The organism is Mesorhizobium sp. B2-6-4 (assembly GCF_006441495.1).
Taxonomy (GTDB): domain Bacteria; phylum Pseudomonadota; class Alphaproteobacteria; order Rhizobiales; family Rhizobiaceae; genus Mesorhizobium.
In genome coordinates this window covers 56,321-81,807 of sequence record NZ_VFUE01000004.1, presented here as the reverse complement: position 1 = coordinate 81,807, position 25,487 = coordinate 56,321, and the positions used below count along the sequence as shown (strand labels likewise).

General features: G+C 59.5%; 19 protein-coding genes. 12 read left to right on the top strand and 7 right to left on the bottom strand.

The genetic code is table 11. The annotated features are described in order from the left end of the window. Nucleotides 1–18: 18 nt before the first annotated feature. From FJ426_RS06960 to FJ426_RS31260, 3 genes are all read left to right on the top strand, one after another. Nucleotides 19–6,201: a DUF3320 domain-containing protein gene (locus FJ426_RS06960; protein WP_181176923.1), complete on the top strand. Its 6,183-nt coding sequence runs from the start codon at nt 19–21 to the stop codon at nt 6,199–6,201. 323 nt (nt 6,202–6,524) lie between these two features. Then, entirely contained in the window at nt 6,525–7,016 is a 492-nt protein-coding gene (locus tag FJ426_RS31265; RefSeq protein WP_181176922.1) for a winged helix-turn-helix domain-containing protein, read from the top strand. A gap of 165 nt (nt 7,017–7,181) precedes the next feature. After that, nucleotides 7,182–7,325, top strand: coding sequence for a hypothetical protein (locus FJ426_RS31260; RefSeq protein ID WP_181176921.1), 144 nt, complete (start codon nt 7,182–7,184; stop codon nt 7,323–7,325). Here the strand turns inward: FJ426_RS31260 and FJ426_RS06950 are convergent. The 3 genes from FJ426_RS06950 to FJ426_RS06940 form a co-directional block, all read right to left on the bottom strand. Continuing rightward, complete coding sequence (locus FJ426_RS06950; protein ID WP_140824860.1) at nt 7,312–9,258, bottom strand: AAA family ATPase; 1,947 nt, start codon at nt 9,256–9,258, stop codon at nt 7,312–7,314. The genes FJ426_RS31260 and FJ426_RS06950 overlap by 14 nt on opposite strands. A 67-nt stretch (nt 9,259–9,325) precedes the next feature. Further along, nucleotides 9,326–9,937, bottom strand: a complete 612-nt coding sequence (locus FJ426_RS06945; protein WP_246675498.1) for a hypothetical protein — start codon at nt 9,935–9,937, stop codon at nt 9,326–9,328. A gap of 88 nt (nt 9,938–10,025) precedes the next feature. Continuing rightward, entirely contained in the window at nt 10,026–10,892 is an 867-nt protein-coding gene (locus FJ426_RS06940) for a TIGR02391 family protein (RefSeq protein ID WP_246675497.1), read from the bottom strand. 980 nt (nt 10,893–11,872) lie between these two features. On the opposite strand from FJ426_RS06940, the gene FJ426_RS06935 reads away from it, so the two are divergent. The 7 genes from FJ426_RS06935 (at nt 11,873) to FJ426_RS06905 (ending at nt 20,219) form a co-directional block, all read left to right on the top strand. Beyond that, nucleotides 11,873–12,454 (top strand): hypothetical protein, encoded by a 582-nt coding sequence (locus tag FJ426_RS06935; RefSeq protein ID WP_140824858.1) that lies wholly within the window; start codon nt 11,873–11,875, stop codon nt 12,452–12,454. A gap of 63 nt (nt 12,455–12,517) precedes the next feature. Beyond that, the gene (locus FJ426_RS06930; protein WP_246675512.1) at nt 12,518–14,767 is read left to right on the top strand and encodes a Mu transposase C-terminal domain-containing protein; all 2,250 of its coding nucleotides are present in this window, start codon (nt 12,518–12,520) and stop codon (nt 14,765–14,767) included. After that, on the top strand, nt 14,764–15,840 hold the full coding sequence (locus tag FJ426_RS06925) for an ATP-binding protein (RefSeq protein WP_140824856.1): 1,077 nt from the start codon (nt 14,764–14,766) through the stop codon (nt 15,838–15,840). Before FJ426_RS06930 ends, FJ426_RS06925 begins: the two co-directional genes overlap by 4 nt. Nucleotides 15,841–15,842: 2 nt before the next feature. Then, complete coding sequence (locus FJ426_RS06920) at nt 15,843–17,861, top strand: TniQ family protein (protein ID WP_181176920.1); 2,019 nt, start codon at nt 15,843–15,845, stop codon at nt 17,859–17,861. A 77-nt stretch (nt 17,862–17,938) separates the two neighbouring features. Continuing rightward, on the top strand, nt 17,939–19,114 hold the full coding sequence (locus tag FJ426_RS06915; protein WP_140824853.1) for an Abi family protein: 1,176 nt from the start codon (nt 17,939–17,941) through the stop codon (nt 19,112–19,114). A gap of 123 nt (nt 19,115–19,237) precedes the next feature. Next, nucleotides 19,238–19,774, top strand: a complete 537-nt coding sequence (locus FJ426_RS06910; RefSeq protein ID WP_140824851.1) for a hypothetical protein — start codon at nt 19,238–19,240, stop codon at nt 19,772–19,774. A 229-nt stretch (nt 19,775–20,003) separates the two neighbouring features. Further along, nucleotides 20,004–20,219: a hypothetical protein gene (locus tag FJ426_RS06905; RefSeq protein WP_140824847.1), complete on the top strand. Its 216-nt coding sequence runs from the start codon at nt 20,004–20,006 to the stop codon at nt 20,217–20,219. Here the strand turns inward: FJ426_RS06905 and FJ426_RS06900 are convergent. Further along, nucleotides 20,177–20,551: a hypothetical protein gene (locus FJ426_RS06900; RefSeq protein WP_140824843.1), complete on the bottom strand. Its 375-nt coding sequence runs from the start codon at nt 20,549–20,551 to the stop codon at nt 20,177–20,179. The two genes, FJ426_RS06905 and FJ426_RS06900, sit on opposite strands and share 43 nt — an antisense overlap. 762 nt (nt 20,552–21,313) lie before the next feature. Between FJ426_RS06900 and FJ426_RS06895 the strand changes: the two genes are divergently transcribed. Continuing rightward, on the top strand, nt 21,314–22,042 hold the full coding sequence (locus FJ426_RS06895; protein ID WP_140561006.1) for a hypothetical protein: 729 nt from the start codon (nt 21,314–21,316) through the stop codon (nt 22,040–22,042). A 116-nt stretch (nt 22,043–22,158) separates the two neighbouring features. Continuing rightward, nucleotides 22,159–22,356 (top strand): type II toxin-antitoxin system HicB family antitoxin, encoded by a 198-nt coding sequence (locus FJ426_RS06890; RefSeq protein ID WP_140561005.1) that lies wholly within the window; start codon nt 22,159–22,161, stop codon nt 22,354–22,356. A 126-nt stretch (nt 22,357–22,482) separates the two neighbouring features. Here FJ426_RS06890 and FJ426_RS06885 read toward each other — a convergent pair whose 3' ends face one another. The 3 genes from FJ426_RS06885 to FJ426_RS06875 form a co-directional block, all read right to left on the bottom strand. Next, the gene (locus tag FJ426_RS06885) at nt 22,483–23,565 is read right to left on the bottom strand and encodes a GH25 family lysozyme (protein ID WP_140561004.1); all 1,083 of its coding nucleotides are present in this window, start codon (nt 23,563–23,565) and stop codon (nt 22,483–22,485) included. A 171-nt stretch (nt 23,566–23,736) separates the two neighbouring features. Beyond that, the gene (locus tag FJ426_RS06880; RefSeq protein ID WP_140561003.1) at nt 23,737–24,522 is read right to left on the bottom strand and encodes a phosphodiester glycosidase family protein; all 786 of its coding nucleotides are present in this window, start codon (nt 24,520–24,522) and stop codon (nt 23,737–23,739) included. Between the two features lie 132 nt (nt 24,523–24,654). Next, nucleotides 24,655–25,281 (bottom strand): transglutaminase-like cysteine peptidase, encoded by a 627-nt coding sequence (locus FJ426_RS06875; protein ID WP_140561002.1) that lies wholly within the window; start codon nt 25,279–25,281, stop codon nt 24,655–24,657. Nucleotides 25,282–25,487: the final 206 nt, after the last annotated feature.

Here is a 25,487-nt window from a genome sequence, read left to right as displayed (position 1 = left end):
GTCGTCCGTCAGGCGGAAATGAACGACAGGTTTGGGATGCTTGATCGCGGCGAATTGGACTGGCTTGGCAATATCTACGAGCAGCTCCGACTAAAGCTTCTGGATTTGACCAAGAAAAATCGGATGCTGAATTACGCGATCAGCGCCCGTTCAAAACGCCAGCTGCAAATCGTCGATGAGGTTCTTGAGGAAGCGTACTCGAAACTCGTCGACGACGATGGTTCGTTCAGGATTGCCCATCTCGATGAGCCGGAGGGCCTTCCGCCAGAAGAAAAGACCGAAGAGTTTGTTGACGCGTTGGAACACGCAAAGGTTTCCGACATCGATTACCTGACCGCGCTGGATAATTTGGTCGCCAGCGCAACCGATGACGAAATGACTGTCGAGCGGCTCGACAGAACCCTTCGCGATCGCGTGCGTGCCCAACTTGGACTCCCCCCGCGACCAAAGCGCGCGGACGTCAATCGCAACGAACACGCGCGTTCGCTCGGCATAGACCCCAATCCCGAGCTTCAACCGGCGGGCACGAAGAAGACGCACTCCGACCGCTTTCTCCAGACGTTGAAATATCCTGACGAACTCGAGGCCTTAATGGAGAAAATCTCCGCTGAGGCCCGGCTCGCCGAACAGGAAGCGGGCCTGTCCACGCTCTTTTTGGCTTTCGGCTTCCTCGAATGGTATGACAGTGATGCCTCCGACAAGCCGATCTACGCGCCCCTCCTCCTTCTCCCTGTCAAGATCGAACGGCAGAAGGTGCGAGGAAAGCACGTCTACGAGGTGGCGGCCCGCGAAGGCGCGGCGGAAACCAACATCAGCCTTCAGAAATTCCTGGAGACAAAATTTGGCAGAGACCTTCCAGATTTCGGCGACGCCGATGAAGGGGGATCCGTCGAGAACTATCTGGCCAAGGTCGAGGCAAGCATCGAGGGATTGAAAAGATGGCGGATTCGGCGTTGGCTGGTGCTCGGCCATTTCGCCTTCAGCCGCATAGCAATCTACGAGGACACTAAGCCGGAGAAGTGGCAGAACCACCCTGCCGCACATCCACTTGTCGGCTCGCTCCTCAGCGGCTTCGAGCAGGGCGCCGATGGTGACGGGCCCTCGTTCCATTCTCCCGAAGATTACCCTATCGACGATCCGGAGATCGAGAAGTCCGCCCCGATCCTGATCCAAGACGCCGACGCCTCGCAACACAGCGCCCTCGTGGACGTGATGCGGCAAAAGAATTTGGTGATCCAGGGGCCACCGGGGACTGGGAAGTCCCAGACCATCACGAACATCATCGCGAATGCCCTGGCTGCTGGGAAGACCGTGCTTTTCCTGGCCGAGAAACAGGCAGCCCTCGACGTTGTCAAACGGCGGCTCGACAAGTCCGGAGTTGGCGAGTTCTGCCTGGAGCTGCACTCCGACAGATCGTCTCCCAAAGCTGTAGTCCAAAGCCTCGCCCGCAGATACGAAATCGGCGTCGGGAGGTCCGCCAGGGCAGCTACACCGCAAGAGGACACGACGTGGGCCTTCGCACGGGCCCAGATCTCCGAATACCTGAACGATCTGCACTCCGAAGCCGAAGATGGAGCGACTCCGTTCGACCTGATTTGGAAGTCGATCCGAGGACGTTCGGTAAACGCCGATCTTGGAGACTTTTTCAACGACGTCCATATGCCGGACGATCTGCTAGGCGACCCACGCAACCTGCGGGACGTCAGAGGTAAATTAGAGATCTTCGCGGCGAGCGCGCAGGCGTTCCATGATTCCTATGGACACCCGTCGGCGTCACCATGGAGTGCGACCCCTCCGGGGCACCTGCCGGCGTACGAGCGCGATCAGTTTCTTGCGGCGATCCAAAGCCTTCGAGATGCAGCGGCGGAATTGGCGAAATTCATGGATCGCCACGAGGGTCTCGGCATTCTTTCCGACGAAGATGGAGATGCGGTGTCGGCCGCCGACAAGATCATACCGGAGCCATCGAGCCCTTCGAAGATAGCCACCATCGCCGCCATCGATCTGGATGGCCTGCAGCATGGGTTGTCCCTTCAATCCTCGTACCTTTCGGCAGTTCGAGCAGTCGACGACTTGCCGTCAGCAGGAGATCTCGACGCGCCGACTCTTGATCGGGCCCGGGCGATCGTGTCAGCGCTGCCGGCTCAAGGCCTTGCCGAGCTTAGCCCCGTCGGCCTGCGGGCGCATGCCTACCGCACGATCCATCGGAACAAGGGGTTCCTCGACGCGCTTGAATCGATGGGCCAAGCAATGGAATTGCTAGGCTTGGGAGGCTCCGCCCCCGCTCACGCTCTCGACGCTGTTGCCGCTGCTCTCGAGATCACCGAGAGCGCTCACCCTGAGGATCTGCAATGGGTCGGCGCTGTCCAAATTGATACCTCTCTTTTCGGCCAGCTATTTGATCAATGGAATGCACTTTCTCGCGAAGAGCTGGAACTTCGCCAAGCGGTGAGGGGGTTCACCGAACCCAAATGGCCGGACGCACGGGAACTTGACGAAACCGGCGCTGCATTGCGAAAGACCGGGATCGGGAGGCTCTTCAGTGCGATGCGCGGAGACGTCAAAGCCGCGAGCGCAATGTTGGCGCGGCTCCAGCTTCCGGCAGAACCGAACTCCGTCGACATGCTTGTCCGAATCTCGAAACATGTCCGGTCGGTCGAGGCGTTCGCGTCCCATCGCGACGCAGGAGCCGCGATTGGCAAAGCCTGGGCCGGGATGGCAACGCCGTTCGTGGCTATCGATCAAGGGATCAAGCTGCGCGAAGCCGTGGAGCATAGGCTCACGGGGCTTTCCGACGGAAACAGCGTTGCCAAAGCCATAGTCGGATTGACCGTAGGTTCTATCTCCGCATTCGCAAAGCTTTCGCGGTCGGCAGATTCGTACAGAGCCGGACGCGCACGGTTCGATGAATTGATTGACGGGCACCGGATCGGGCACGCTGCGGAACAGTGCACCAAGGATCTGGAGGCTTTCGAACGCATTCTCGGACTGGACCCGGATGACCGGCTCTCATCTTCCACGCTTTCGCTCTCGACCCTTGCCGAGATCGATGCCGCCAGGACACGCTTGTCGCAAGCGCTGATCGCGGTCGACAGATCCCCATTCGCCGTCGCGGTGCGCTCGCTGGCGCCTGACAACGACGGGGTCGCGCAAACTAAAGACGCCATTGGATATGTCCGGTCGGTCAAGTCCGCGCGACTGCCCGGGCTGATCCTTCAAGGACTTCTCTCCGCGGATGCCCGGGCGTGGCGCGACCGACTTCGCGGGATGGCGGAGTCATATGACCGCGTTACAGGGCAGCTCAACCAGTCGGCGAAGCGTCTTGACGAATTCGGGGTTCGTGGCATGGAAGCCTTCGATGTGCGGTCCATGATCCCGCATCTTGAAAGCCTCCTGGAACATAGAGAGGAGCTTTCGGAATTCATCTCCCTCCGCAGCTCCCGAGCCGAACTCGAGGGAGCAGGCCTCGTCGAATTCCTTTTCAAGACAGATGGGCTGCTGGTCCCTCCTTCGCGGCTTCCGGCGGTATTTGATGCGGTCGTTTCCCGACTTCGTGCCAAGGCTGCCCGGCGTCTCTCTTCGTCATTGGCTAACCGGACTGGCAACGAACTCGATGCGAAGCGAAAGACGTTTGCCGAGCGTGACAGGCAGAAGATCCTTGGTGACCGAGAAACTGTCCGGGCGCGTTTGCTCACAAGGCAGCCGCCGAACGGCCTCCGCAACGGATCGGTGAAGACATGGACGCAAATGAGCCTTCTGGCGAACGAGTTTCCGAAACAGAAGCGCTTCACGCCAGTTCGCGGTCTGATGGGAAGGGCTGGCGAAGCTGTCAGGGCTCTGAAGCCATGTTTCATGATGTCGCCCCTCTCGCTTTCAAAGTTTCTCCCGCAAGGCAGATTTGAATTTGACCTGCTCGTCATTGACGAGGCGTCCCAAATGAAGCCGGAGGATGCATTGGGCGCCATGTTGCGTGCGCGGCAGATCGTAGTGGTCGGCGACCCGAAACAGCTTCCGCCGACGAGCTTTTTTGAACGATCGAGCGACAATCCGGCCACTGATGACGAAGATGCGGACGAGATCGATGACGAGTCGATCCTTGAACGATGCCAGAAGGTATTCGGCGAGGTCAGGCGTCTGAAATGGCATTATCGCAGCCGTTGCGAGAGCCTGATCCGGTTCTCAAACGACAACTTTTACGAGGGCAGCCTCGTCACGTTCCCTGCCGCAAAACCTGGCTCTTTCTCTATCGACATGCTTCGCGTCAATGGGGATTACAAGGCCAGGCGGAATGTCGCCGAAGCCGAGCGCGTCGCTGAAGAGGCGATAGAGTTCATGCGGCACTTCTCGAACAGCGATGAGGATTCGCTTCCCACCTTGGGCATTGTCGCGCTCAACACGGACCAGAGAGATCTCATTGAGGAAACCCTGCGACGGATGTCGGGCGATGACGAACTTGTCGAGACGTATAGGGAGAAAGCCGGGAAGAAGGGCGAACCTTTGTTCGTGAAGAACTTGGAGAACGTTCAGGGCGACGAACGCGACTTCATCTTCATATCGATGACCTACGGCAAGGAGGCAGGCGCGTCCGTCATGCGGCAGCGCTTCGGCCCGATTAACAGCAAGCAGGGGCATCGTCGTCTCAACGTACTTTTTTCCCGGGCCCGGATCCGCATCGGTCTTTTCGCTTCGTTTGGCTCCGAAGACGTTAAACCGACGGAAACCAGCAAAGAGGGCGTCCATGTTTTGAAGCGATACCTTGAATACACCGAATCCGAGGGACGTGCTGCAGTTCAGCTGATCGGCGGAGAGGCGGACAGTGAATTTGAAACCGAGGTGGCCAATCGTCTTCGCGCTCGTGGCCATTCCGTAGACATGCAGGTGGGAGTTTCGGGATTCAAGATAGACCTGGGAGTAAGACATCCGGACCATCCGGAAATGTTCCTCGCAGGCATTGAATGCGACGGAGCTCAGTACCACTCGAGCAAGAGTGCGCGTGACCGCGACAGATTGCGCGAAGAGGTTCTGCGGGGCCTAGGCTGGAACATCCTTCGGGTCTGGTCGACCGATTGGTTTGACAACCCGGACGCCCAGACGGAAAAGCTCCTCAAGCGGCTGGAGGAACTGCGGACTAAGCCAATGTCAGCGTTCGAGGACTATCGATTTGGCCCCATTTATTTGCCAACGATTGACGTCGTGATCTCTGAGCCGCCAGACACAGAAACCGAAGGTGCGATGGATGGACAGGCTCTGTTTGACTCAATAGCGGAGCACGCGATTTCCGACGTGCGGGCCGAAACTGAAGACGGTCTCGAGCTGTTTGAGGGGGGCGATAACTTGACCGTAGACCAGGCATATGAAGCCTTGACGGCATTCAGGGAAAAGGTCATCCGACCGTCGGCTTCCAATTGGGAGCCCCATCGTTCCATCCTTCGCGAAGCCATGATCGAAACGTTCGTCCGCCAGAGGATCACCGATCCCGACGACTGGTTCACTCGTGTCCCTCACTACCAGAGGTCCGGCACCGACGCCTCGGAAAAGAGGCTGTATCTGGATCGCATCTGCAGCGCCGTAGATCGCATCAGCGCGGAGATCGGGCAGAAGCCGTCGAGACAGCCCTCGCCCTTCTCCCCGGCGCTATCCCGTGATGCGAAGGCTGCTACCTCCAAGTCATTCGGCAATCAGGTGCCCGGGTCCTACGTCGTCACCGATTTCGGTGTCGCTGAACTGACGCCGGATCGCGATCGCTTTTATGACGAAAGCTATCGTCCGACGCTTCGACAGTTGATTGCGCATGTCATTCAGACGGAGGGTCCGATGTACGGCGATATTCTTGCCGTCCGGATCGCGAGGGCACATGGCATGGAGCGGACAGGCTCAACCATACAGAAGATGGTGACCGACGCCGTAGACCCGCGCTTTCCCCAATCTCGTGAGGAGGAACGGGACGTGTTCTGGCCGGAAGGATCGGCGACGGATCGCCCGGTGCCATTCCGGGTGTCGGCTGATGGAAGCCGATCCCATGCCGACACGCCGCTCGCCGAACTTGCCAGCTTGGCGTCGCCGTATTTGCGCGTAAGGCTTTCCGATGATCAGATCATAGAAAAGCTCGCGGAGCAGTTCGACCTGCAGCGCGTGAGGGCGGCCACTCGAACGCGATTTGGATTGGCGATCGTGATCGCTAGAATGTCCGCCTCGACCTGAAGGACAATGGGTAGAGTCCTTGCCGCGCCGTCTTTGCCTGCAGCCGGTGCCAGCCCGCCCGAATAATGAGTTCTGCACATTCCTGCGACGTTGCGCTGGTCCTAGTTTCTGTAACTTTCATTATTTGAACATGAATCGTGACCCAGATGCCCCATTTGCCCTTGATGCTGTTCACCGAGAGCCAGATGGCCACGATCATTTTCTTGAATCGACGTAGCGACAGTTATGCAAGATAACAAGACGTTCGTTTAGATAACAAAACATACGTTTTGATATCCCACGCTGACCGTGCTGTCTGTTCCAGAACAGGAGGAACCAGTGTCATGGCACGCTCGACCGCTCAAAGCGCCTTGCGCTATCCACTGACCATCATTCTCGGCACCGACGCAAACGTCAGGCTGCTCCGAGAGCTGTCGGGCCATGGCGGCTTGCTTTCATCTCCACTGCTTGCAGATCGCAGTGGGCTTGCAAGGGCAAGCGTCTGGTCTGCTCTCGGGACCTTGGAAGGGATCGGCATCGTATCTTCAGAGGGGACGGGCAGGACCCGCCTCTATCGGTTCAACGACAAACATCCACTGGCGGCAACACTGGAAGCCCTCTTTGAGCAGGAGGCGCTCCGGCATTCCAACATTCGCGACGTAATCGCTGACGTGGTCTCCGCAGTTCGGCCGAACGTACTCGCGGCCTGGATTTACGGCAGCGTGGCGAGCGGCGAGGACCGTCCAGACAGATCTCGACATCGCTGTGGTTTCATCTACCGAAAAGCTGGAAAGCGCGCTCCAAGAAATCCGGGAGGCGCTGCGGTCCCATGGTGAAGCGCTTGGCTTCAATCCTTCGCTGGTGGGGCTCACGCCGGAGGACGTGGCAAGGCTGTCGAGCACGGGAGACCCGTGGTGGAAGGGGGTCGAAGCCGATGCCTCTGCCGTCTTCGGTTCACGCCCAGACGAACTTGCAGCGAAAACTCGTCGGAAGGCATCGGCATGACCAGAAAAGGCACAACGAAAGCAGTCGAAAAAGGCTTCGGAGACGGGCGATTGGAGGTGGCGATGTCTGAAACGGGTGACATCGGAAATCCGGCTATGTCGCAGATCGTGAACGCGGCAATCGCATTCATGATGCCGTAGTTTCGCTCCCGCATCCGTCGCGCAGTTTGAGCCGTGGCTGGCGCGAAATTAGCTCCTCGACCGTTTCTGCCGACAGACGTCGATCACGAAGCAGTGCCGCCGAAATGTTTTCAAGCTCAGGTCTCATCCCCTCGACGAGCGCCTTCGCGCGGCGGAATTCCGCTGAAAGGACGTTTTCCACTCGGGCCTGCAGGCCGCCGTTCATGTGCAGCGTCACGAGCAGTTCCTCCTCGCTTGCCCCCGACAGGAACGTGAAGCCCGCACCCAGCCCATAGGCGGCTTCCACCTGCAGGGCGGTCACCGTGGCAACGTGAAGGTCGGACCCTTTCCTTCCCCCTCCTCCAGCAGACCTCGAACCGAACACAACCTCCTCGGCTGCTAGGCCTGCAAGCGCGACGGCAATCCGGTCGAGGAAGCCGGCCTTGGTCCGCTCAGGAAAGACCCGCTCGTCGAAAAGCGCCCCGCCTCCCCGTTGTGTGGTTTCCCCTGTGGGGTCGAAGGTGTCGATGATCTCCACGCTCCTGAAATCGCCGACGCCCAGCGTCACGCCGACGACCACGTGACCGGCCTCGTGGATCGCGTTTCGCCACAGCATAGCTTCAGGGAGAGGTACCAGCCCGGGCAACTCGGCGAGCAAATCCACGGTTTCGAGGTCGCGGCGCGCCCGGCGTGCACGGCGACGCGCCTGCCGAGCAAGCCGTTCCAGGGCTGCCCCTGTCCAGCCGTCCGTGCGAGCGGCGACGGAAGTCAGGTCCAGTGCCGACGACGCCTCGGCTAGGTGCCAACCGAGAATTCCTTGTCGTCCCGCCATATCCGGCAGCGGAATGTTCACATGCCTGTCGAGGCGGCCCGGACGGGTCAGCGCCGCATCCAGCAGATGGGGAAAGTTCGTCGCCCCGACCACGACGACGCCTTCCCTGCCACCGGATCCATCGAGGCACTCCAGCAGGCCATTGACGACCTCGCGGCTATATTGCGCGTTGTGCCCGGAGAAGGTCTGCCTGTCCCCAACGGAGTCGATTTCATCAATGAGCACGATCGAGGGCGCATTCTTGATGCCTTCCGCGAACGCGCCTCTCATCGCCTTCAAAAGATCTCCCAAGTGGCCCATTGCTTGCCAGCGAGCCAGCGAACCCAAGACAAGATGGACTCCACAGGTTCGCGCGAGAGCCGCGGCGAACATCGTCTTGCCCGACCCCGGTTGCCCGCTGAGCAGGATCCCCCTGTCGACTTCCGACCACCCGATCTTGCCCGCGCGCCAGTCCTTCAAGTCGACGGCAAGCTCCCTCCCCCAGTCAGCAGCGGCGCCCAGTCCATGGAGATCGTCCAGTGTCGGTCCCTGTACCAACCTCGACTTCGGAGCGGTCACGGTGGCGCGAGCGGCTTGCAGGACCTTGTCTAGCGGCCTGCCCTTGCGCCAGATCGCGCCGAGAACGTGCAGCGGGACCATCGCCAAGAATGAGGCATCCTCGTCCGTCAGGATCTGTCTGCGACAGAAACGGGCGGCCGCCTTCAGATATCGGGGCTGAATGACCGGAAGCACCAGCACGGCATCCGCAACCGCGTCAACGTTTTCCGCGAGAAGGTCGCGGGAATGCGTGACGACGATAATGCGGTCGTTGGAACCCGTGATCCCAAGGAGGTCGAACCGTTCGGACTTTTTCCGGCCCTCCGGTTTGACTGTCATGACGAGCGTCCGTTCGCGATCGTACACGCTTCTGCTGATGAGCGATTCCCCCTGCGCCGGGAATTTGCACGCGCCCTCGTAAATCTCCACGTCCTCTTCCCCCGGTGCGATCAGGACGATCACGGCCGGTCCTCCCGACAGGAAGTCCCGTTGATGCCGGAGTGCCCGCATTACCGAGCAATAAGCGGCGAACCGCGTTGCGTTCGAGGCGAGCTTGATGCTCAGCGCTTTCGACATGCGTTTCATTGGATGTCCTGACTTGATGGTTCCGGGCGCTCGGCGGCGCGGCAGCGATGGTGTTCGGAAGCCGCGGTCAGCCGCGAATGCGGCGAACGGCTGTCTCGGGCCCGATCCTGGCTTCGTCCAGATCAATCTCAACGAAACGTCGTAGGACCAGCGACGAAAGCCCAGCTATCGGGACCGTTTCATGGAAGGCGGTCAGGCATTCGGCGACGGTGAGGGAGCCGTGTTCGTCCAACGCCGCCAGCACGCGGACTCGATCGCCCAGGGGGCACTGCCAACGTGCGTACCGAAGCAGGTCCATGGAATTGGCCAGCCTGTGCCCTGCAATGATCGTCGATTGGAGATCATATCGATAGCCCGCCTCAGCGGCAGCATCCTCGATCCATGGCTCCAGACGACTGCTTTCCGACACTGCATCGATGATCGAAGTCCCCTCCTCCCAGACGACAAGGAAATCCGGAACGTGGCTGTCGCCCTGTCGATGCAGGACGAGCGGGAGGCATGACCATTCGACCACCGCCGGATCGAGATCGAGCAGGCATCCAAGGTCTCTCGCTCTCTGGCTCCTGAATAGAGGCGCGCCGACGCAACGAACGGTTCCACGTGGATGAAAATGAAAACGCGCGGCATCGGCGCGGACTGACGCGAGTTGGTCGGTTTCGATTTCGGGGTGGGCGGTCACGGGACGCTCCTACGCATACGCAAGAATGATCGGCCGCTGCGAAGTGCAGCGTCGGGGTGCGATCAGCGTATGAGGAGCGATGCCTGTTTCATGGTGGCGGGAACAAATATAGAACAGAAACGACGGCGTCAACTGCCGCAATTGCCTGAAACATCATGCTCGCGGGGGGCATGATGGCAGCGTCCAGACGACGGTGAATCAACGAGACAAGCGACAGCAAGTCCTCCGCATCCTCCTTTGACATCGTCCAGTTTATCCGTGCCTCGTGTGCGGTGGGATTGCGGAACATCCCGAACGTCCCTTTCAGCAGATTACCGAAGCCTTTCTGCTCGTCTTGCTCGCTCTTGGTGGCGAGGGCGTTGATCGCCAGCATCGGAGGCGTCCCCGAAAACGCCCTGTCGACGAGCACGGCGCCGTCGTCATCGAGCCCGGTGCGGGACCGCACCTTGGCGGCGATGCTCTTCACCGCTTCGAGCACGGCGTGGAAATAGTTGTCCTGCAGCAGTTCTTGCCGACAGAACTTCATCACGTCCGGATGCACGCCTCGTGACGCGAGGTCTTCGCGCAGCTCCCGCGCCCGCCGCTCTGCTTGCCCGAGCGTCTCGACCTTTTCTGCCTTCGACAGCTCGCCAGAGGCGGCGACCGAAAGCCCCGTGAACGCGAGCGCCCGGTTGACGTTCGCACGCATCGGTTCGAAGCGTTCAGGTTCGCGTGCGAACCGCGCCGGCTTCATGGCCTTACGAATGGACCCCATGATGCGAGTGCGATCGCGGCGCGTATTCTGCTCACGGGCGAAAGCGTTGTAGAGACGATGTCTCTTCGTGATGGCGGGATCAGTATCCTTGATATGACAGCTCGTCAGCAGGTGACCAATCTCAGGGCCTCTCAATCCCTCCGAAGTATCCGCGAGCGCATCCGCAATGGCCTGCAGCTGTTCTTGGGAAAACGAAGCCATAGAACCCCCGTGTCGTTCTGAGGTGGTAGCGTATCGGCTCCAAGTTGTCACAGGGCATGTAGAAGCCTGCTCGATAACGAACCGGCGGCTGGTTCGAAGCGGACAAGCATACCGCCCTTGACGATGTCAGCCAGCCGATTTGGGCACTTCACCCGCAATCTTTCGAAGGTCGTGTTTCCAAAGCAATTGCCGACGCTGTCTTCGTGAAGCTCCATCACGGCACCGGGCCCGAAACGCCTCCTGCATCCGTTTTACCATCCTGACGAATGAACACCCTTGCTTCCATGCGCATTCCAAGCTCCCTGCGCGAGAACTGTTTGCAGTCAGCCGTCCGCGTAGCAGAGCGATCGAGTTTTTCAGATCTGAACAATTTTACCAGTCCTGTTCATTATATCGCAGGACCTTCCGCGTTAATGCCGCATTCCCCGACGAACGTCGGGCACAGAGGACTGAACGAGAATGACAATGATGTGCATATCGATAGCTGTGCGGGAAGTCCGCGAAGCTCAGGGCTGAAGCCCCGGTATGTGCCGCCGGGGAATCAAACCCGGCTCTTTGACCCTTCCCTGATCGATGGATGACGTGGCGGTTACCCGCGACGGCACGTTTGGACGAGTCCGCGACCGAAAGGTTGGCTTCGTTCCCGCCTGCTGTCCGAAACCTTCCCGTCTCCTGCTCGGCCTATCGATGCATTTCATCGCCTGTCGGCGGTGCGCTGCAGTTGTCGCAAGGGAAACGAATATGCGCTGCCACAACCTCCTGCTCGCCGAAGCTTTGAAGACGTCCGTCCACGGGTTCAGCTTCCGTTCTGACGCGCTCGCCAATCATCAGGTGGCCGAAATCCGTAGCTCGTCCGGGGGCTGGTCTATACCGATGCCGCTCCACGTGAATGGGGCCGGGATGCCCCTGCGGTAGACGTCGAGGACAGCGTAGCCAACCGGGTGCCGCGGCCAAGGAAGCGCGGCTCCAAGGTCGGCGCCGTGGTCGATCCGTTCCGTCGCAGGAGCATCTGGTTCGAAAGCGATCTGGAAGAGTCCGCACTTGTAGTCCTCCTCACCCTTACCGAAACCTTGGAGATCCGTGAACAGCAGAAGGCGGAGTACATCCAACACGGCAAGAAGCGAAAACACTATTTCGACTTCGTCCAGCGACAGGCCTCATGCAGGGTCGCCTACGCGGTCAAGTATGAGGAGGACGTGGATGACGACCTTCTAGAGACACTTCGGCGTATTTCTGAGCAACAGGGCGATCGGTTCGCCGACGAGTTCCGGATCCTGACCGAGAAGGACCTGACGCTGACGCAGATCGAGAACGCCAAGGACATCCTGGCGTACGCGTCCGACTTTGACTTCGAGGGCCAGGCGATCGTGACCGCCGCCCTGTACAGGCTTCCGGCGCGAGTCCTGCTCTCCGACGTCGTCCGCGAAACAGGCCTGGGCGAACGCGGACGGCGCGCTACCGTGGCCCTGATTCAGAAAGGACTCCTGAAGGTTCCAACAAACGTCCGGTTGGCCGATAACGCCGTCCTCGTCAATCGCGCAGTACGGGAAGGACGCCGTTAATTCAATCCTTACGGGAACCCCATAAAGCCGAAGGAAAACAAGAGAGTGGGGGGGTACGTGAACATGATGAATCCAGCGGCGTTGGCGGGGAGCCACGAAAGATCTCACTTGTTCGGCCGCCACGACAGGCTAGTCATCGACGGGCAGTCCTTCAGGGTCGAACGTAAGGTCAAGGACTCGCACGTGTTGCAGCCAGTCACTGGCGACTTGATCGCCGAGGACTTCTTTGTCGTGAAGACGGACAAGGAGATCAACGGGCTGATCCGCTCGAAGCGAATCCGTATCGACGAAGGCTACTATTCGAAGGCCCTCGGCATCCTACGGGTGCGGTTCGACGACTCCGACCTCAGCGACCTTTCGGAAGAGGATCTGAGGACGGTCGCCTGGAAGAAGGAATGGTGCGTTCGTTTTCTGGACGCCGCGGTGAATGTCGAACTGCACTGGCGCCCGCGCCGCACAGTTGACGACTGCGCGCGTTTCATTGAGGAGAACGCGGACCGCATGGATCGCTGGTATCTCGACACATTCGGAGAGCGGCGGCGGCCGGGCCGGCGACTCCCTGGCGAGGTGCGGAAGGCGTTCGATTACCCAAGTCCTCCCGCGTTAAAGAAATGGCTTGCGAAGTTCATCGCCGGGAACTGCCGCATGGACAGCTTCCGTCCGCGGTATTCGAACTGCGGAAACCGCAGCCAGCTCGATCAGCGTGTTGCGGCAGTGATCGCGGTCGAAGTCCAAAAGTTCGCTAGCATCCTCCAACCCAAGATGGCGGACATCTGTGAGAACGTTGAGCTGGCCCTCTACGAAATTAACAAAACGCTGCCGCAGCACCAGCACGTCTACGCCAGCCCCAACGCCGTTCGCCGCAGGATTCATGCGCTTGACCCCTTCATGGTCGACGCCGGCCGCGAGGACAGCGACTACGCTCTTCGGAAGTACACTCCGGTCGGTAAGGGACTCTCGATCACGACGGCGTTGGGCCGGGTCGAGATGGACGACTGGGAAGTCGACCTCCATACGCTCATCGAGCGCTCCGCAATCTGGAAGGCCTTGACGCCCGAGCAACGAAAGCTCGTGCCCCGCGTCCGGATGGCGTTTACGGCAGGCATCTGCTGCGCGTCTCGATGCATCGTCGGCTTCAACCTCTCCATCAACAGCCCCTCGACTGCCACGACGAAGCCCGCGCTCAGGTCAGTAATGGTCGACAAGACCGAATTAGCGGCTGCGGCGGGAGCGCAGGCCTCTTGGCATATGCATGGCCGCCCCACCTACGTGGCGACTGACGGAGGACCGGCGTACGGCAGAGAATTCGATGACGCAGCGATGCGCGCCAACGTCAGTCGTGTGATCCCGGAGCAAGACCCCCGCATGCGCGGCACGGTCGAAGCCTTTTTCCGCTACATGAAGCGCCTCTGCCGCTACTTCGCCGGACGGGCGTTCGCGAACGTTGTCGAACGGGGAGACTATCCGGCGGAACAGCTCGCGGCGCTGACGGTCGGAGAATTCTACAAGACCGTCATCGTATTCATTGTCGACTACTACCATCTCCGCCCCCACCGTGGCCTCGAGGGCCGGACGCCGTACGGCAAATGGATGGAGCTTGAAAAGGCTGGCCTGCCGCCTGCCCCTTCCGAGCAGCAGCTGGCCGTTGCCTTCGGGCTGCGGCGCAAAGACCGCAGCATCAGCAAGCACGGCGTCGAATTCCTAGGGATTTCATACAACTCGCTGGAACTCGCCCGCCTCTACGCTCTCTTGGGTCAGAAGAAGGTCGACGTCATCGTCGAGCCTGAGGACCTCGGCTACGTATTCGTCCGGATTCCCAAGCAGTTCAGGGGGCGGATCAAAGAAGTCCCCGAAGACCATGCCTTCCTCACGGTTCCCAGCGTGGATGGCACAGGCAACGGGAAGACGCTCGCTGAAACGCTCCTGGCGAAGCGAGCAGTGCGCGAGTTCGTTAAGGCCGAACAGCAAGCGGGCCGAACAATCCGCATCGATGCCCATCGGCACTTTCTTGATCTGGCCGAAAACGTCCGCAAGAGGGCCGCCATCGCGACCCACGAAATCACGGAAAAGACGATGGACCTGATCGAGGCTCGGATCGTGTTCTCCGGTAGGGCAGGACTTGGGTCTGTTGAACATGCGGCCGAGGAACCCGAGGGCGACGGTTTGGGTACAGTCGTCGCGCTCTCGACGCGACGCCGTGTCGATACCGGGCAGAAGTCCCTCCCGTCTCCGGAATCGCCCCTCGAAGAAAGTTCACCGAAGCCGACGCCATTCGGCGGAAGCATGAACCTCTATGATGGAGAAGACGAATGACGCGTCAACTTGCCGATCAAGGACTCCGCGCAGATCACGAGCGTGCCGAGGGTACGCTCCCGACGGGCTGGACCGATGCCATGTCCGACGACGACTTCCTCGATACGATCGAGGACCGCCTCAGCGAGAAAGAGAAGCGCGTCAAGGACGTGCTGGAACGCGCGAAAAGTGTGTACGTGCGCTGTGGACGGGACGACGTCGCCAAAGGCGTCCTATCCCGCTTCGTGACGATGATGCTGGCTAAGAAAAACCTTCGGCGCGATGACGGCCGAATCCTGTTCGTAACCGGCGAAAGCGGCGCGGGAAAGACCACTTTGGTGGATCGGATGCTTGAGGAAAACCCCACGCTAGCCCCGATCCAGAAATCATACGGTACCATCGAGCCCGTGATCTCTCTCACGCTGATGGGGCCTTCTACCCTCAAGTTCCTAGGTCTGAATATCCTGCAAAAAGCTGGGTACAAGATCACCCGCAAGTACGAACAGGGCGAAGTGTGGGACATCCTTCCCGAGCAGTTGCATCTGCGAAAAGTCCTGCTCATTCACATTGACGAGACGCAGCACCTGCTGAAACTTACCGAATCCGACAGGGAGCGAGACTCCGTCAGAAAGGCGCTGAAGGGCGTAATGAACTACAAGCCCTGGCCTGTCAGCTTCGTCATGTCCGGGATGCCGAGCATCACATCTCTCGCCAAGCTTGACGAGCAGATCGAGCGGCGCGCACGGCACCTTCCCCTTCCGGATGTCATTCTTCCGGAAGAGCGCATTCTCATCCTCAATATCGTGGCCGCTATGTGCGAAGCGGCCGGGCTGAACTCCGGCAAGGTTTTGGAAAGCGATCTCCCGGACCGAGTCGCGCATGCGGCCAGATATCGGTACGGACGCATCGCTCAGGTGATTCTCGCCGCGATTGAGCAGGCGGCGTCGAAAAACGCTGCGGCTCTGACGCGCGACCATTTCGCGCTCGCCTATATCGAGCATTCGCAGGCCCGGGGACATGACGAAATGAACCCCTTCCTCGTGGATGACTGGATTCGTTTGGAGCCTGGTCTGTTCATGATCGAGGAGTACTGATCGTGAGGACCAACGGGCGGGCGCTGGAGCCGCTTGCGTTTGCCTATCAGCTCGAGGAGCAGGAGCCGGCAGCGGGATTCGCGTCCCGCCTCGCCGCTTTGAACGGCCGTTCGCTCAGGGATCTCTTGCGCGACATGTGCATCCAACAACGGAGTCTCGATAAAGGCATTGCGTCTGCCGTACGTGCCATTGCAACGCTTGGGCGCGCAGACCCTGAAAAGCTGCTGAAGTACACGCCGGTCCCCAAGAGTGGGAAGCTCTACGAGGTAGCTGACGAGACGTTCGTCCGGCTTGCGATCAACCGGACGTATTTCCGGTTCTGCGCCCACTGCGTGCGAGAAGATATGGACCGCTACGATGGTCCATTGTTCAGCAGGCCATGGCTCCGGCTTGAATGGACCCTCTCTCATTTTCGTTCCTGTAGCCGCCACGAGATCTATCTGACGGCGACGAAGCCGATCCGTACACCCTTCGCTCCTTTCGATTTCAGCGACACGATTCGCACGTTGGTGCCGAGCCTTTCGCAAGTGGCGGATGCGGCCGCTGCCTCGGGTGCATCCCCTTTCCAGGCATGGCTTCAGGATCGGCTCCGCGGAGTGCGGTCGCCGGAGAACTGGCTCGATGACCTACCGCTGTACGTGGCGGCACCATTCTGCGAGGCCCTTGGCGTTTCCTCGCTGCATGAGCCGAAGGTCAAGGTCGCGCAGTTCATTGCCTCCGACTGGGCCGCGGCTTCCGACGAAGGATTCCGCATCGCCAGCGCCGGTGAGGAATCTCTTCGCACGTTTCTCGGAAGGCTCAACGATGCGCAGTCTTCGATGCGTGGTTTCTGGGGTCCGCGCGACACCTACGGCTATGCATATGGGCTGCTCCAAAAGACGGTGGACGATCCGGCCTACGCCAAGCTGCGTGACGTCGTGCGCCACTTCGCCCTGGAAACCATGCCAATCGAACCGGGGACCCACGTGCTCGGAGAACCAGCGGGCGACCGCAAGGTCCACACGGTTCGCACCGCGGCCCGTGACTCCGGCGTGCATGCCCTCACCATCCGTCGGCTTTTCAAACGGATGGGCGTCGACGACGCGGGAGAGCGATCCGGGGTCATGGACCATCGCATCCTCGTCAAGTCCGGCGAGGTCCATCGAGTCGTTTCGGAGCTCAAGGATGCGATCACCGCTCCGGAGGTCGAGAAGCTTCTCGGCGTTCCACGCCTTCACCTGAAGGCGTTGGTCGCTGGCGGGTACCTTTCCGCATTGGCAGGCACAGGCTCTCGAAGGAATGCGAAGCGGCGCTTCTCAAAAGAAGCGGTCGAGCAGCTTCGGCTCCGCCTTTTCGACGGCGCCAGCGAAATCTCGGAGCCAACCGAGCGCCAGGTCGATGTTGTCGGCGCTCGGCGTGCGTCCTCCTGCAGCATTCCAGATCTTCTCAACATGGTCTTCACGGGGAAGTTGAGTTGGAAAGGCAGGCTTGTTGGCAGGACGGACTACATGGCACTGCTGCTGGACGCCGACGAGATGACGCGGATCGTGCGCTCGCGCGAAACGCGCACAAACCTTACCAAGGAGGAGACCGAAGCTTTTCTTCCAGGGACGCATGATACCGTCGTGAACGCGTTGATCGCATCCGGCTATCTGACGCTGGTTGAGGAATTCAGCCCTGACGCGAGGCGGATGATCCCGGTCGTTTCACTAGAGAGCGCGGAAACGTTCAGGGCGCGCTTCGTTTCGCTCGGCGAACTCTGCCAGAAAACTTGCTTGCACCACAAGCAGGTCCGCACCCTTCTCCGGTTGGCCGGAATCATGCCGACGCTGCTCCCGGAAACGGTCGGGGCATTCTTCTATACCAGGCAGTCGGTCGAGTGTTTTGAGGCCCAAAGCGCGAGCGCTTGGATCTACTACAAAGCATCCGTTCTGAAAATGACTAGGAAGGAAAATGGGGAAGCGCGGAGGGCTACTTCTGCACTCCTCTCTAGAAAAGCAGAACCCCCGGCCGACGCGTCGTCAGGTCCGAGGGTTTCCTAGTGCTCACCACAGCGCATAACCGCTAGTCACGGACAGAGGCGGCAGGGATACGCAATTAAAAGGATAATGTAGGACCGATGGCTGAAAGTCAATCCGCATTCGACTATGCCCACCCTCAAGAGGCCGCGATCCGGAAATCGCTCACTGAGCCTCGGCTGGGGAAATATCTGAACCGAAGCGGACACCAGTTCCACTTTACGATGCAGTGGTACCTCTGGAATGCCCGCTTAGCAAAGGCTTTTCAGTACCCGCTCCAGGTTCTCGAGGTCACCCTCAGAAACGCGGTGGTCGAGCACCTACACCTGGGAGGCGCTCCTGAGGAGTGGGCATTCGATCAACCAACCATTGACCGGCTTGAAAAGTCCGACCCCGGAATCAGGGAACTTCTTAACAAAAGCAAGCGGCAGCTCCTCTCCAAAACGCTGCCTCGGCGGGAGGTCACGCAGCTTAGGGCAATCCCAGACGCGCAGGACATCGCATCCTACGGACGCATAACTACCAACGACGTGATCGCGAACATGTCCTTTGAATTCTGGGCTCGCCTGCTGGGTCCTCAGTTTGAATCAGAGTGGCATAGTACCGTTCATACCGTTTTTTCAAATGATTCCAAGGTCACTCGCCGCTCAATCTGGAGCGGCGTCATGCGGATCAAGGACTTTCGGAATCGGGTCGCCCACCATGAACCGATCTTCCAGCTCGCCGACCTCCAGGACATCCATGCCGAGATACTGAAACTCACGGGGCTCCGGTGCACGACAACGAAAACCTGGCTTCAGCACTTCTCCACCTTCCAAAGTGTGTTCAAGCAGATGCCAGGAACCTGGAAGGCGCCGGGCGACCACCCCATCGACCGCATGCTGCATCCAGTGTTGGAAGCGACAGATCCATCAGTCGCGATCAAGGAGATTCTTGGGCCGCTTTCAAACTCAGACACTTGGGGCATCGTGAGGCAGAACGGCGAGATTGCCCTCTTCGGGCACGCCGACATCACGCGATGGGTGGCGAGTTGGGCAGATCAAGGAATCGTCGACCTGGACGCACCATTGTCGGAGATGCTCGAGCGTTCGGCGCCACGTCACCGCACAATCGCCGTCACTTCAGGCATGACGGTTTCGGAAGCCGGTGCCAAGTTCTTCGAGAGAAATGTCCCGTCGAAAAGCAAGCCCACGGCAATGCTCGTGACATCCGACGGAACAGCGACCGGAGACCCCATCGGCATCTTGTTAAAGGAAGACCTTCGCGCACGACGTTAAGCGTGTGAGTGCAGTTTTCCAGGAGAAGAGCGCTGTCTTCATTTGCACCCAATGTGGGGCAAGTTGGGCGTTTGATCCTTGCTTAATCTACTCCGATCCTCCCTAGCAGATTGGGGGGAGAGCATGCGACGTAGAAAGAACCCGAACTTCCCTGAGGGCCGAGACCTCACCCCGGAGTTAGTCGGCGACGAGGGGCTCCGGCGCTGCCCGAACTATGTTGTCCACTTCCGGCGCCTACCGCATCACGACGTGGGTATTCCGCCCTTCTGGGAGCTGCACGTCCAGAACTCCCGGACCTTCTACACGGTCAACGTCGGCATTCCAGCCGACGAACTGGACCTTGTCATCCAGCGACTGCCCGAGCCCTCCTCGGAAAACGAAGGGGTCGTGTTCGTACGGGCGCGAGACGAACTGATCCTTCCAGAGGACATCAGGCGGCTCTGCGGCGAAACACTTCTCCCGTTCCTGATCTACAAGGTCGTATCCGCTCCGCCAGGGTCACCCTTCAAGAATGGTCAGCGCTATAACGACGCCGACTTAACACGTCCGATCAGGCCAACCGAAGCAGACAAGGTGGCTAACGAGAAGCGAAAACAGGCTCTCCTAGACAGGTTTGCCCACGAGACAGAGCAAGGTTACTCGCCCTCCCCTCGCTTCTGACACGGCTATCCGGAAACAGCCCTCCCCTGCGGCTGCTTCACGCGGTGGCTGCCCGTTGGTCCCAGGCGTAGCGGCGCTCATCACGGAGACGTCGACCGGTCCTTCTGGCAGCAATGCTTGACATCAGGCGGTGAATCCTTGACTGCCGACTGTAGCCGGATCGCACTAACCAGCAGAACGGCAAGGATTCGAAAACTGCCTGAGCCGAAGCCAAAGAAGGAACGAGACTTTGTCTGTGGAACACCCCGACGACATTGACCCGGAGATCGAAGAACGTCCGGTTGACAGCAGTGACGATGGCGAAATCGTCGAGCAGTGGAAAGACGGAGGGCATTATGCCTACGTCGTGATTCCGGCAAAGACGAAGAAGCGACACACCGTTGATGGTGATTTGGATGTAGCCTACGAGACACTCGGACTGCTGAATTCCGGCAAGGAAGAGTGAGCTGCGGCATATGCCTCCGCGTTGCGGATGATATCCGGATTCAACTGCCCTTTCGAACGCAAGTCCACGAACACCGGATCGTCGAGCTTCAGGAGGGCGCCCTCGCCCCATTCCGCCTCGATGGCCAGCCACTTCTTTGTGACTTCCTGCCATCGCGCATACTTCGCCCTGACATCTTCCGACGCCGAGGTGGCCAAGTCCGAGAAGTTACCTTTTAGGACGTTGGCCATCATCCTGACGCTGCCGGATCGTTCGAGCCCGTCGAGGACGAAAAGCTTCTCATCCTCGGTCAACCTGCAGAAATACCGCTTCTCGTTTTCCATCGCCGTCACCTTTATGCTCCTGTTGAAGGAAGGGTCAGGCGCCGGCTTGCTGGCGTCAATCGGTGCCACGATTCTTTCTGGCTTAGTCCCAGGCCAAGACGTGACGACGTTTAGCGGTGAGGAAGAAGCCTGAGCGGTGGAACCTCGCCACAGGTGCCGAAGATGCCGCCGCAGCCCGCAAAAATCTTAGGCAGGCATCATCAATGCTTCCTGCACCCAAACTTGCCCTCTGGCATTACTTTGAGCCGCCTGGGGAGGCCCAGGAGGAGCCGGAAAACTTTTACAAGGGCTAGAGAGGCGCCGACGCTGGTTTTGAAAGCCGAAAACGACCACGTGAACCCTCGATAGGCACTTCAGGATACAACTTTGGGTGTGCCAGGTACCTAACTTTGGGTGTGGAATATTTTCCTAAAAAATAAGCCTGCAATTTCAATTAGATCCGAAGGGGCTTGGATACAACTTTGCGTCTCGCACCAAGCGCTAGTAAAACGCAGCATTTTGGCCCGATCGTACGATCGGGCCGAAATGGCAAAGGGAACAAAAAGGGTACATCGTATAAGGAAGTCTTTATGTGACATCCCCGAAACACCAAAGGCCAATCCTTCCGGATCGGCCTTTGGTGCCGCGAATAAGCCGAAGCCCACGCGGGGCGACGAGATCAGAATCCCATCTCCTATGACAAGGTTACTATATGGAGATTCTGATCTAAGAGTCGAGAAGGCATCGGCAGCTAGTGTGACTTTAACGGCTCCCGGAAAGGGCTTTTTCGTTATGAAAATTGAACCCAGAATTAGCGCTAGTAAATTGGTTGAGTATTGTTTCGCTCGCTCCACTCGGCGAACTGCGATCATTGAAGACATCATCAGACCTAAGAACTTCCTCCTCGACACCCGCTACAACGAGATTGAACGTGCAATGATGCATTTCATTGAAACTCACGGGCAGGATGACAGCCGACTGTTCCAGCTCGACAGGGCCTTGTTGTCGCGCCAACCTGCCACCTCGCACGATGAACAAAGGCTTCTCACAGCTCACGATGCTATCGAACTTTGCCGTACTATGAGCTTGGCCAAGCTACCTACTGCTGCCAAATTAACCGGCGTTTCCGATAGCCAGCCAAAATTCCTTCTTGCCGGTGTCTCTATTAGCGTTCGACCGACAAACTCGGTCAAGATACCACAGGCAGGAAGGAGGGAATTTGGCTTCGGCTTGATCAAACCTTATCTCTCCAAAACACTACCATTGTCGACAGAAACTTCGGCGCTGCATGGAGCGCTTCTCCATTGGTACGCGGAGAAATGTTTCGGGGATGCCGGAGAACCACGCGCCGAACTTTGTTTTGTGGTTGATGTGTTTGCCCAAAAGACTTTCGCTGCACCCGGTAGCTTCAACCAACGCAGGAAGCTGCTGGCAGCTTCCTGCCAAGAGATCGCGGACAGGTGGCAGTCAATTCGGGCGAGACTAATTACTGACGAAGAAGCTAGCCGGAAACGCCATTAATAGCCTTGGTGCTGCAGTAGTTCTTGGTGCTGCTCGCCTTCGCCCCTTGATGTGGCAAAGGGTGAGCAGCGCCAGGAACAGCATGAAACTTTTAGGCAGCTTTGAACGAGGACTGTATGCGCTACGCCGTAGCGATTGAAAAAGCAGGCGATAATTTCTCAGCTTATGTGCCGGATTTGCCCGGCTGCATCGCGACGGGTACGAGCGTATCTGAGGTGAAAAACGAGATTCACACCGCAATACCCTTCCACATCGAGGGTTTGCAAGCCGACGGGCTGGACGTGCCGAAGGCGTCAGCTTTGCGGAATATGTAGAGGCATAGTCGATATCCAGGCACTGCTCAACACGGCGCTTAAAGACCTTCTTGCGAGCGAGGAGCAACTGGCCGGAGCAAGTAGATTAAAAAGGCACCAGGAAGGGGTGAACGATCGGCGCGCGTTTCAATCCGCGTCGGCCACCGTCTGCCGGCCGCCGGCCCAGGCGCGCCATTGGCGCTCGTCGCCGTGGAAGACGTTGAGGTCGATGCGGCCGGTGACGCCATGCGATAGGCCGGAGCCGGAATATTGCCAGAACAGCCATTTGCGGCCGGGATAGACCTTTGAGGGGTGCTGCGCCACGGCGCGCAGCCAGAATGAATAGTCGAGGAATTCGCCCCGAAGATTGTCGCGGTAGAAATCGGGCGCGGTGTAGATGATGGGCCGCTGGCCGTAGTGGCGTTCAAGCTTGTCCATGAACACCTGCATCTTCTCCAGCACCTTCTCGCGCGACGGGCGCCGCTTGCAGCTGGATTCGCCGTTCCATTCGACATCGATCACCGGCGGCAGGGCGCCCTCGACCCTGGGCACGTTGCGGATGAACCAGTCGGCCTGCTCGCCGGCGGTGCGGCACCAGTAGAAGAAGTGATAGGCGCCGCGCTTCAGCCCTGCGGCGTCGGCGTTGCGCCAATTCCTGGTGAACATCGGATCGAGATGGTCGCCGCCGTCGGTCGCCTTGATGTAGGCGAAGTTGGCGCCTTGGGCGCGCAGCTTCTCCCAGTTGACGTTGCCTTGCCAGCGCGACACGTCGACGCCATGCACGGCAAGGTGGCGGGGCGAGGAGCGGCCGAAATTGATCGGCTTGGCATCGCGAAAGCCGTAGCGTGTGACAGGCCCGGCCAGCATCGGCGGTGCTGCCCGCGACAAGAGCTTCGGCGGCGATACCAGCGCCGCCGGCTCGACGACCGGCGGCTCGACGCTGTCCGGCAGGTCGGGCGCCGGAAACGCCACCGTCTCTTCCTCCGCCAGGCCATAGGGCCGGACATTCTCGTCCGCCGGTGTGGCGTCCGCCACCCTCCGTTCGGCTGCCATTCTCCGTTCGGCCTTGGTCACTGGGGCGGATGCGATCGGCGCGCTTGGTCGCACCACCGAACTGGTGATCTCGTTCGACGGCTTCTGGATGTCCAGCGCGTCCATGCCGGATGTCGATGAGCAGCCGGCAAGGCACAGCGTTGCGATCACGAAACTGACGGCGCCTGGTAACCGCATCTGGACCTGTACTCAAACACAACAGACCGAAGGCAACGGCCGACGGACAAACCAGGTCTAGTTATGAACGAGAAATTACCAATAAAGATTGAATCAAGTTTTTAAGCATGTTCGGCACGGTTGCGGGTGTGGGCCGTGCGCGACGACAAGCGCAATCTACGCCTGCCCATCCTATCGCCTGAAGACGCCGATCATCGGCCCCAGGTTCCAGTAGTCGTCATTGCGGCCGATGGCCGGCGCGAGCAGGCTCGATATCGACCCGTCGAGGAACAGCGCATTGTCGCAGCCGAGCCCGTCGCGAAACAGGCGTGCGAATGTATGGAATGTCACCGTGCCATTCGAAATGGCGAAGACGACGACGCCGTCCTTTCGCACCCCGACACCGTCGCGCGTCTTGCGCGAGGTGCTGTCGGCCCGGAATTTCTGGTGCAACTTGCCGTTGATCACCAGCATCGGCCCGGACTGCGTGGCATAATCGGTGGGCGAACGCTTCTTTAGGAAATCCCTTGTCGCGCGGACCGCGGCCTTGCCGTCGCTGATGTAGAAGATGCCATTGGGCTGGAGCGAAAAATTGCCTCTTCCCGACCCGACCTTCGCCGAGGCCAGTTCCTGCCCGCGCTCGACATACAGGCCGACCGGCGCGAGGTTTGGATGGTACATTCCGGCATTGATGGCGAACAGCATCGTGCGCCCGGCCCGCCGCTGGGCATCGTCGAGATTGTGCAGCGATTGATAGGGCTTGCCGGCCGGATCCTTCCAGAACAATTCGATCCGATATTGCCTGGGATCGACCTCGCAGACCAGGTAGCTGGTGGCCTCGAAGACGAGGTCGCGGCACGGCGGCAACGAGGCGAACCATTGGCCGACCCCCATGCCGATCGCCGCCGCCGACGGCAGCGCGATCTTGATCAGCGCGAGCAGCAATGGCGCGGATTGGAGGACAGTCAAAAGATCCATGCGCGCACCGGATTGCCAGTTCCAACGAGCCGCCGCCAGCATTCGCCGGCACGACGCAAGAACGGTCCCAAGCAGGAATGGATCAAACGGCCAAGGTCGAAGTGCGGCTGCCGACGCAAGAAATCGGCGACATCATTGAACAGAGCTGACGAGCCGCTCGTCGCCGCCAAGGATGGAAACCCAGCGACCGCTGTTGTCGCTCGCCTGTCTCTTCAGATAGCGATAGCCTGTCTGGTTCCAGAGGCGAACCTTGTCGCTGAGATTGTCGAGGACGAAATCGCCCTTGTCGGTGCGCACCGTAAGCACGGCGTGGCCTTCGCCGTCCGGCTTGCGCACCACCGTCATCAGCAGATTGGCGATCGCAATGCCGGCGGCCTGGAGCTCGCGCTGCTTTTCAAGCGCGTAGTCTTCGCAGTCGCCAAACCCGTTATCGGGGTAGGCCCACCACTCATCCTTGCCGTAATTGTCCATGTCGCTCATCGGCTTGACGCGAGTGTTGACCGAGAGATTTACGGCGGAAATTTCCCGCAACAGCTGGCCGGTCATGCTCTCCGGAGCGTTGGCGGGCGAGCGGATGGAGCATTCGGCAGAATGGACCTTGCAAAAATCATAGTGCCCGATCGGCTGGGAGGTTTGCCCGCCGATGGTCATGGAAAGCGGTCCCGCATTCGCCAAACCCGCGGCCGAACAAAAAGCCGTCAGCGCAAACGCAAACCCCAAACCCCTCGCCTTGCGGCGCCAACCCACCGAGGATGCCATACGGCCCCACCCATCTATTTTTGTTAACAGAACGTTAAAGATGGATTTTGCCTGGAGTCAATGAAGGCGGCCGATCACATCTTTGGCGATCGACTCATGCCCGACCGGGGTTGCGCCGAAGCAACACCGGCTCGCACGTTCCTGGAGTTGCCTTTTACTCCCTTGTCTGACGCCGGCGGAAAACCGCTGCGCGCTTTTCCGGGATT

Bases quoted from the DNA above. Each gene is read 5' to 3' on its own strand.
- FJ426_RS06960 (WP_181176923.1), top strand. From the start codon at position 19: ATGAACGACAGGTTTGGGATGCTTGATCGCGGCGAATTGGACTGGCTT.
- FJ426_RS31265 (WP_181176922.1), top strand. From the start codon at position 6,525: ATGGCACGCTCGACCGCTCAAAGCGCCTTGCGCTATCCACTGACCATC.
- FJ426_RS31260 (WP_181176921.1), top strand. From the start codon at position 7,182: ATGACCAGAAAAGGCACAACGAAAGCAGTCGAAAAAGGCTTCGGAGAC.
- FJ426_RS06950 (WP_140824860.1), bottom strand. From the start codon at position 9,258: ATGAAACGCATGTCGAAAGCGCTGAGCATCAAGCTCGCCTCGAACGCA.
- FJ426_RS06940 (WP_246675497.1), bottom strand. From the start codon at position 10,892: ATGGCTTCGTTTTCCCAAGAACAGCTGCAGGCCATTGCGGATGCGCTC.
- FJ426_RS06930 (WP_246675512.1), top strand. From the start codon at position 12,518: ATGATGAATCCAGCGGCGTTGGCGGGGAGCCACGAAAGATCTCACTTG.
- FJ426_RS06925 (WP_140824856.1), top strand. From the start codon at position 14,764: ATGACGCGTCAACTTGCCGATCAAGGACTCCGCGCAGATCACGAGCGT.
- FJ426_RS06915 (WP_140824853.1), top strand. From the start codon at position 17,939: ATGGCTGAAAGTCAATCCGCATTCGACTATGCCCACCCTCAAGAGGCC.
- FJ426_RS06910 (WP_140824851.1), top strand. From the start codon at position 19,238: ATGCGACGTAGAAAGAACCCGAACTTCCCTGAGGGCCGAGACCTCACC.
- FJ426_RS06895 (WP_140561006.1), top strand. From the start codon at position 21,314: ATGAAAATTGAACCCAGAATTAGCGCTAGTAAATTGGTTGAGTATTGT.
- FJ426_RS06890 (WP_140561005.1), top strand. From the start codon at position 22,159: ATGCGCTACGCCGTAGCGATTGAAAAAGCAGGCGATAATTTCTCAGCT.
- FJ426_RS06885 (WP_140561004.1), bottom strand. From the start codon at position 23,565: ATGCGGTTACCAGGCGCCGTCAGTTTCGTGATCGCAACGCTGTGCCTT.
- FJ426_RS06880 (WP_140561003.1), bottom strand. From the start codon at position 24,522: ATGGATCTTTTGACTGTCCTCCAATCCGCGCCATTGCTGCTCGCGCTG.
- FJ426_RS06875 (WP_140561002.1), bottom strand. From the start codon at position 25,281: ATGGCATCCTCGGTGGGTTGGCGCCGCAAGGCGAGGGGTTTGGGGTTT.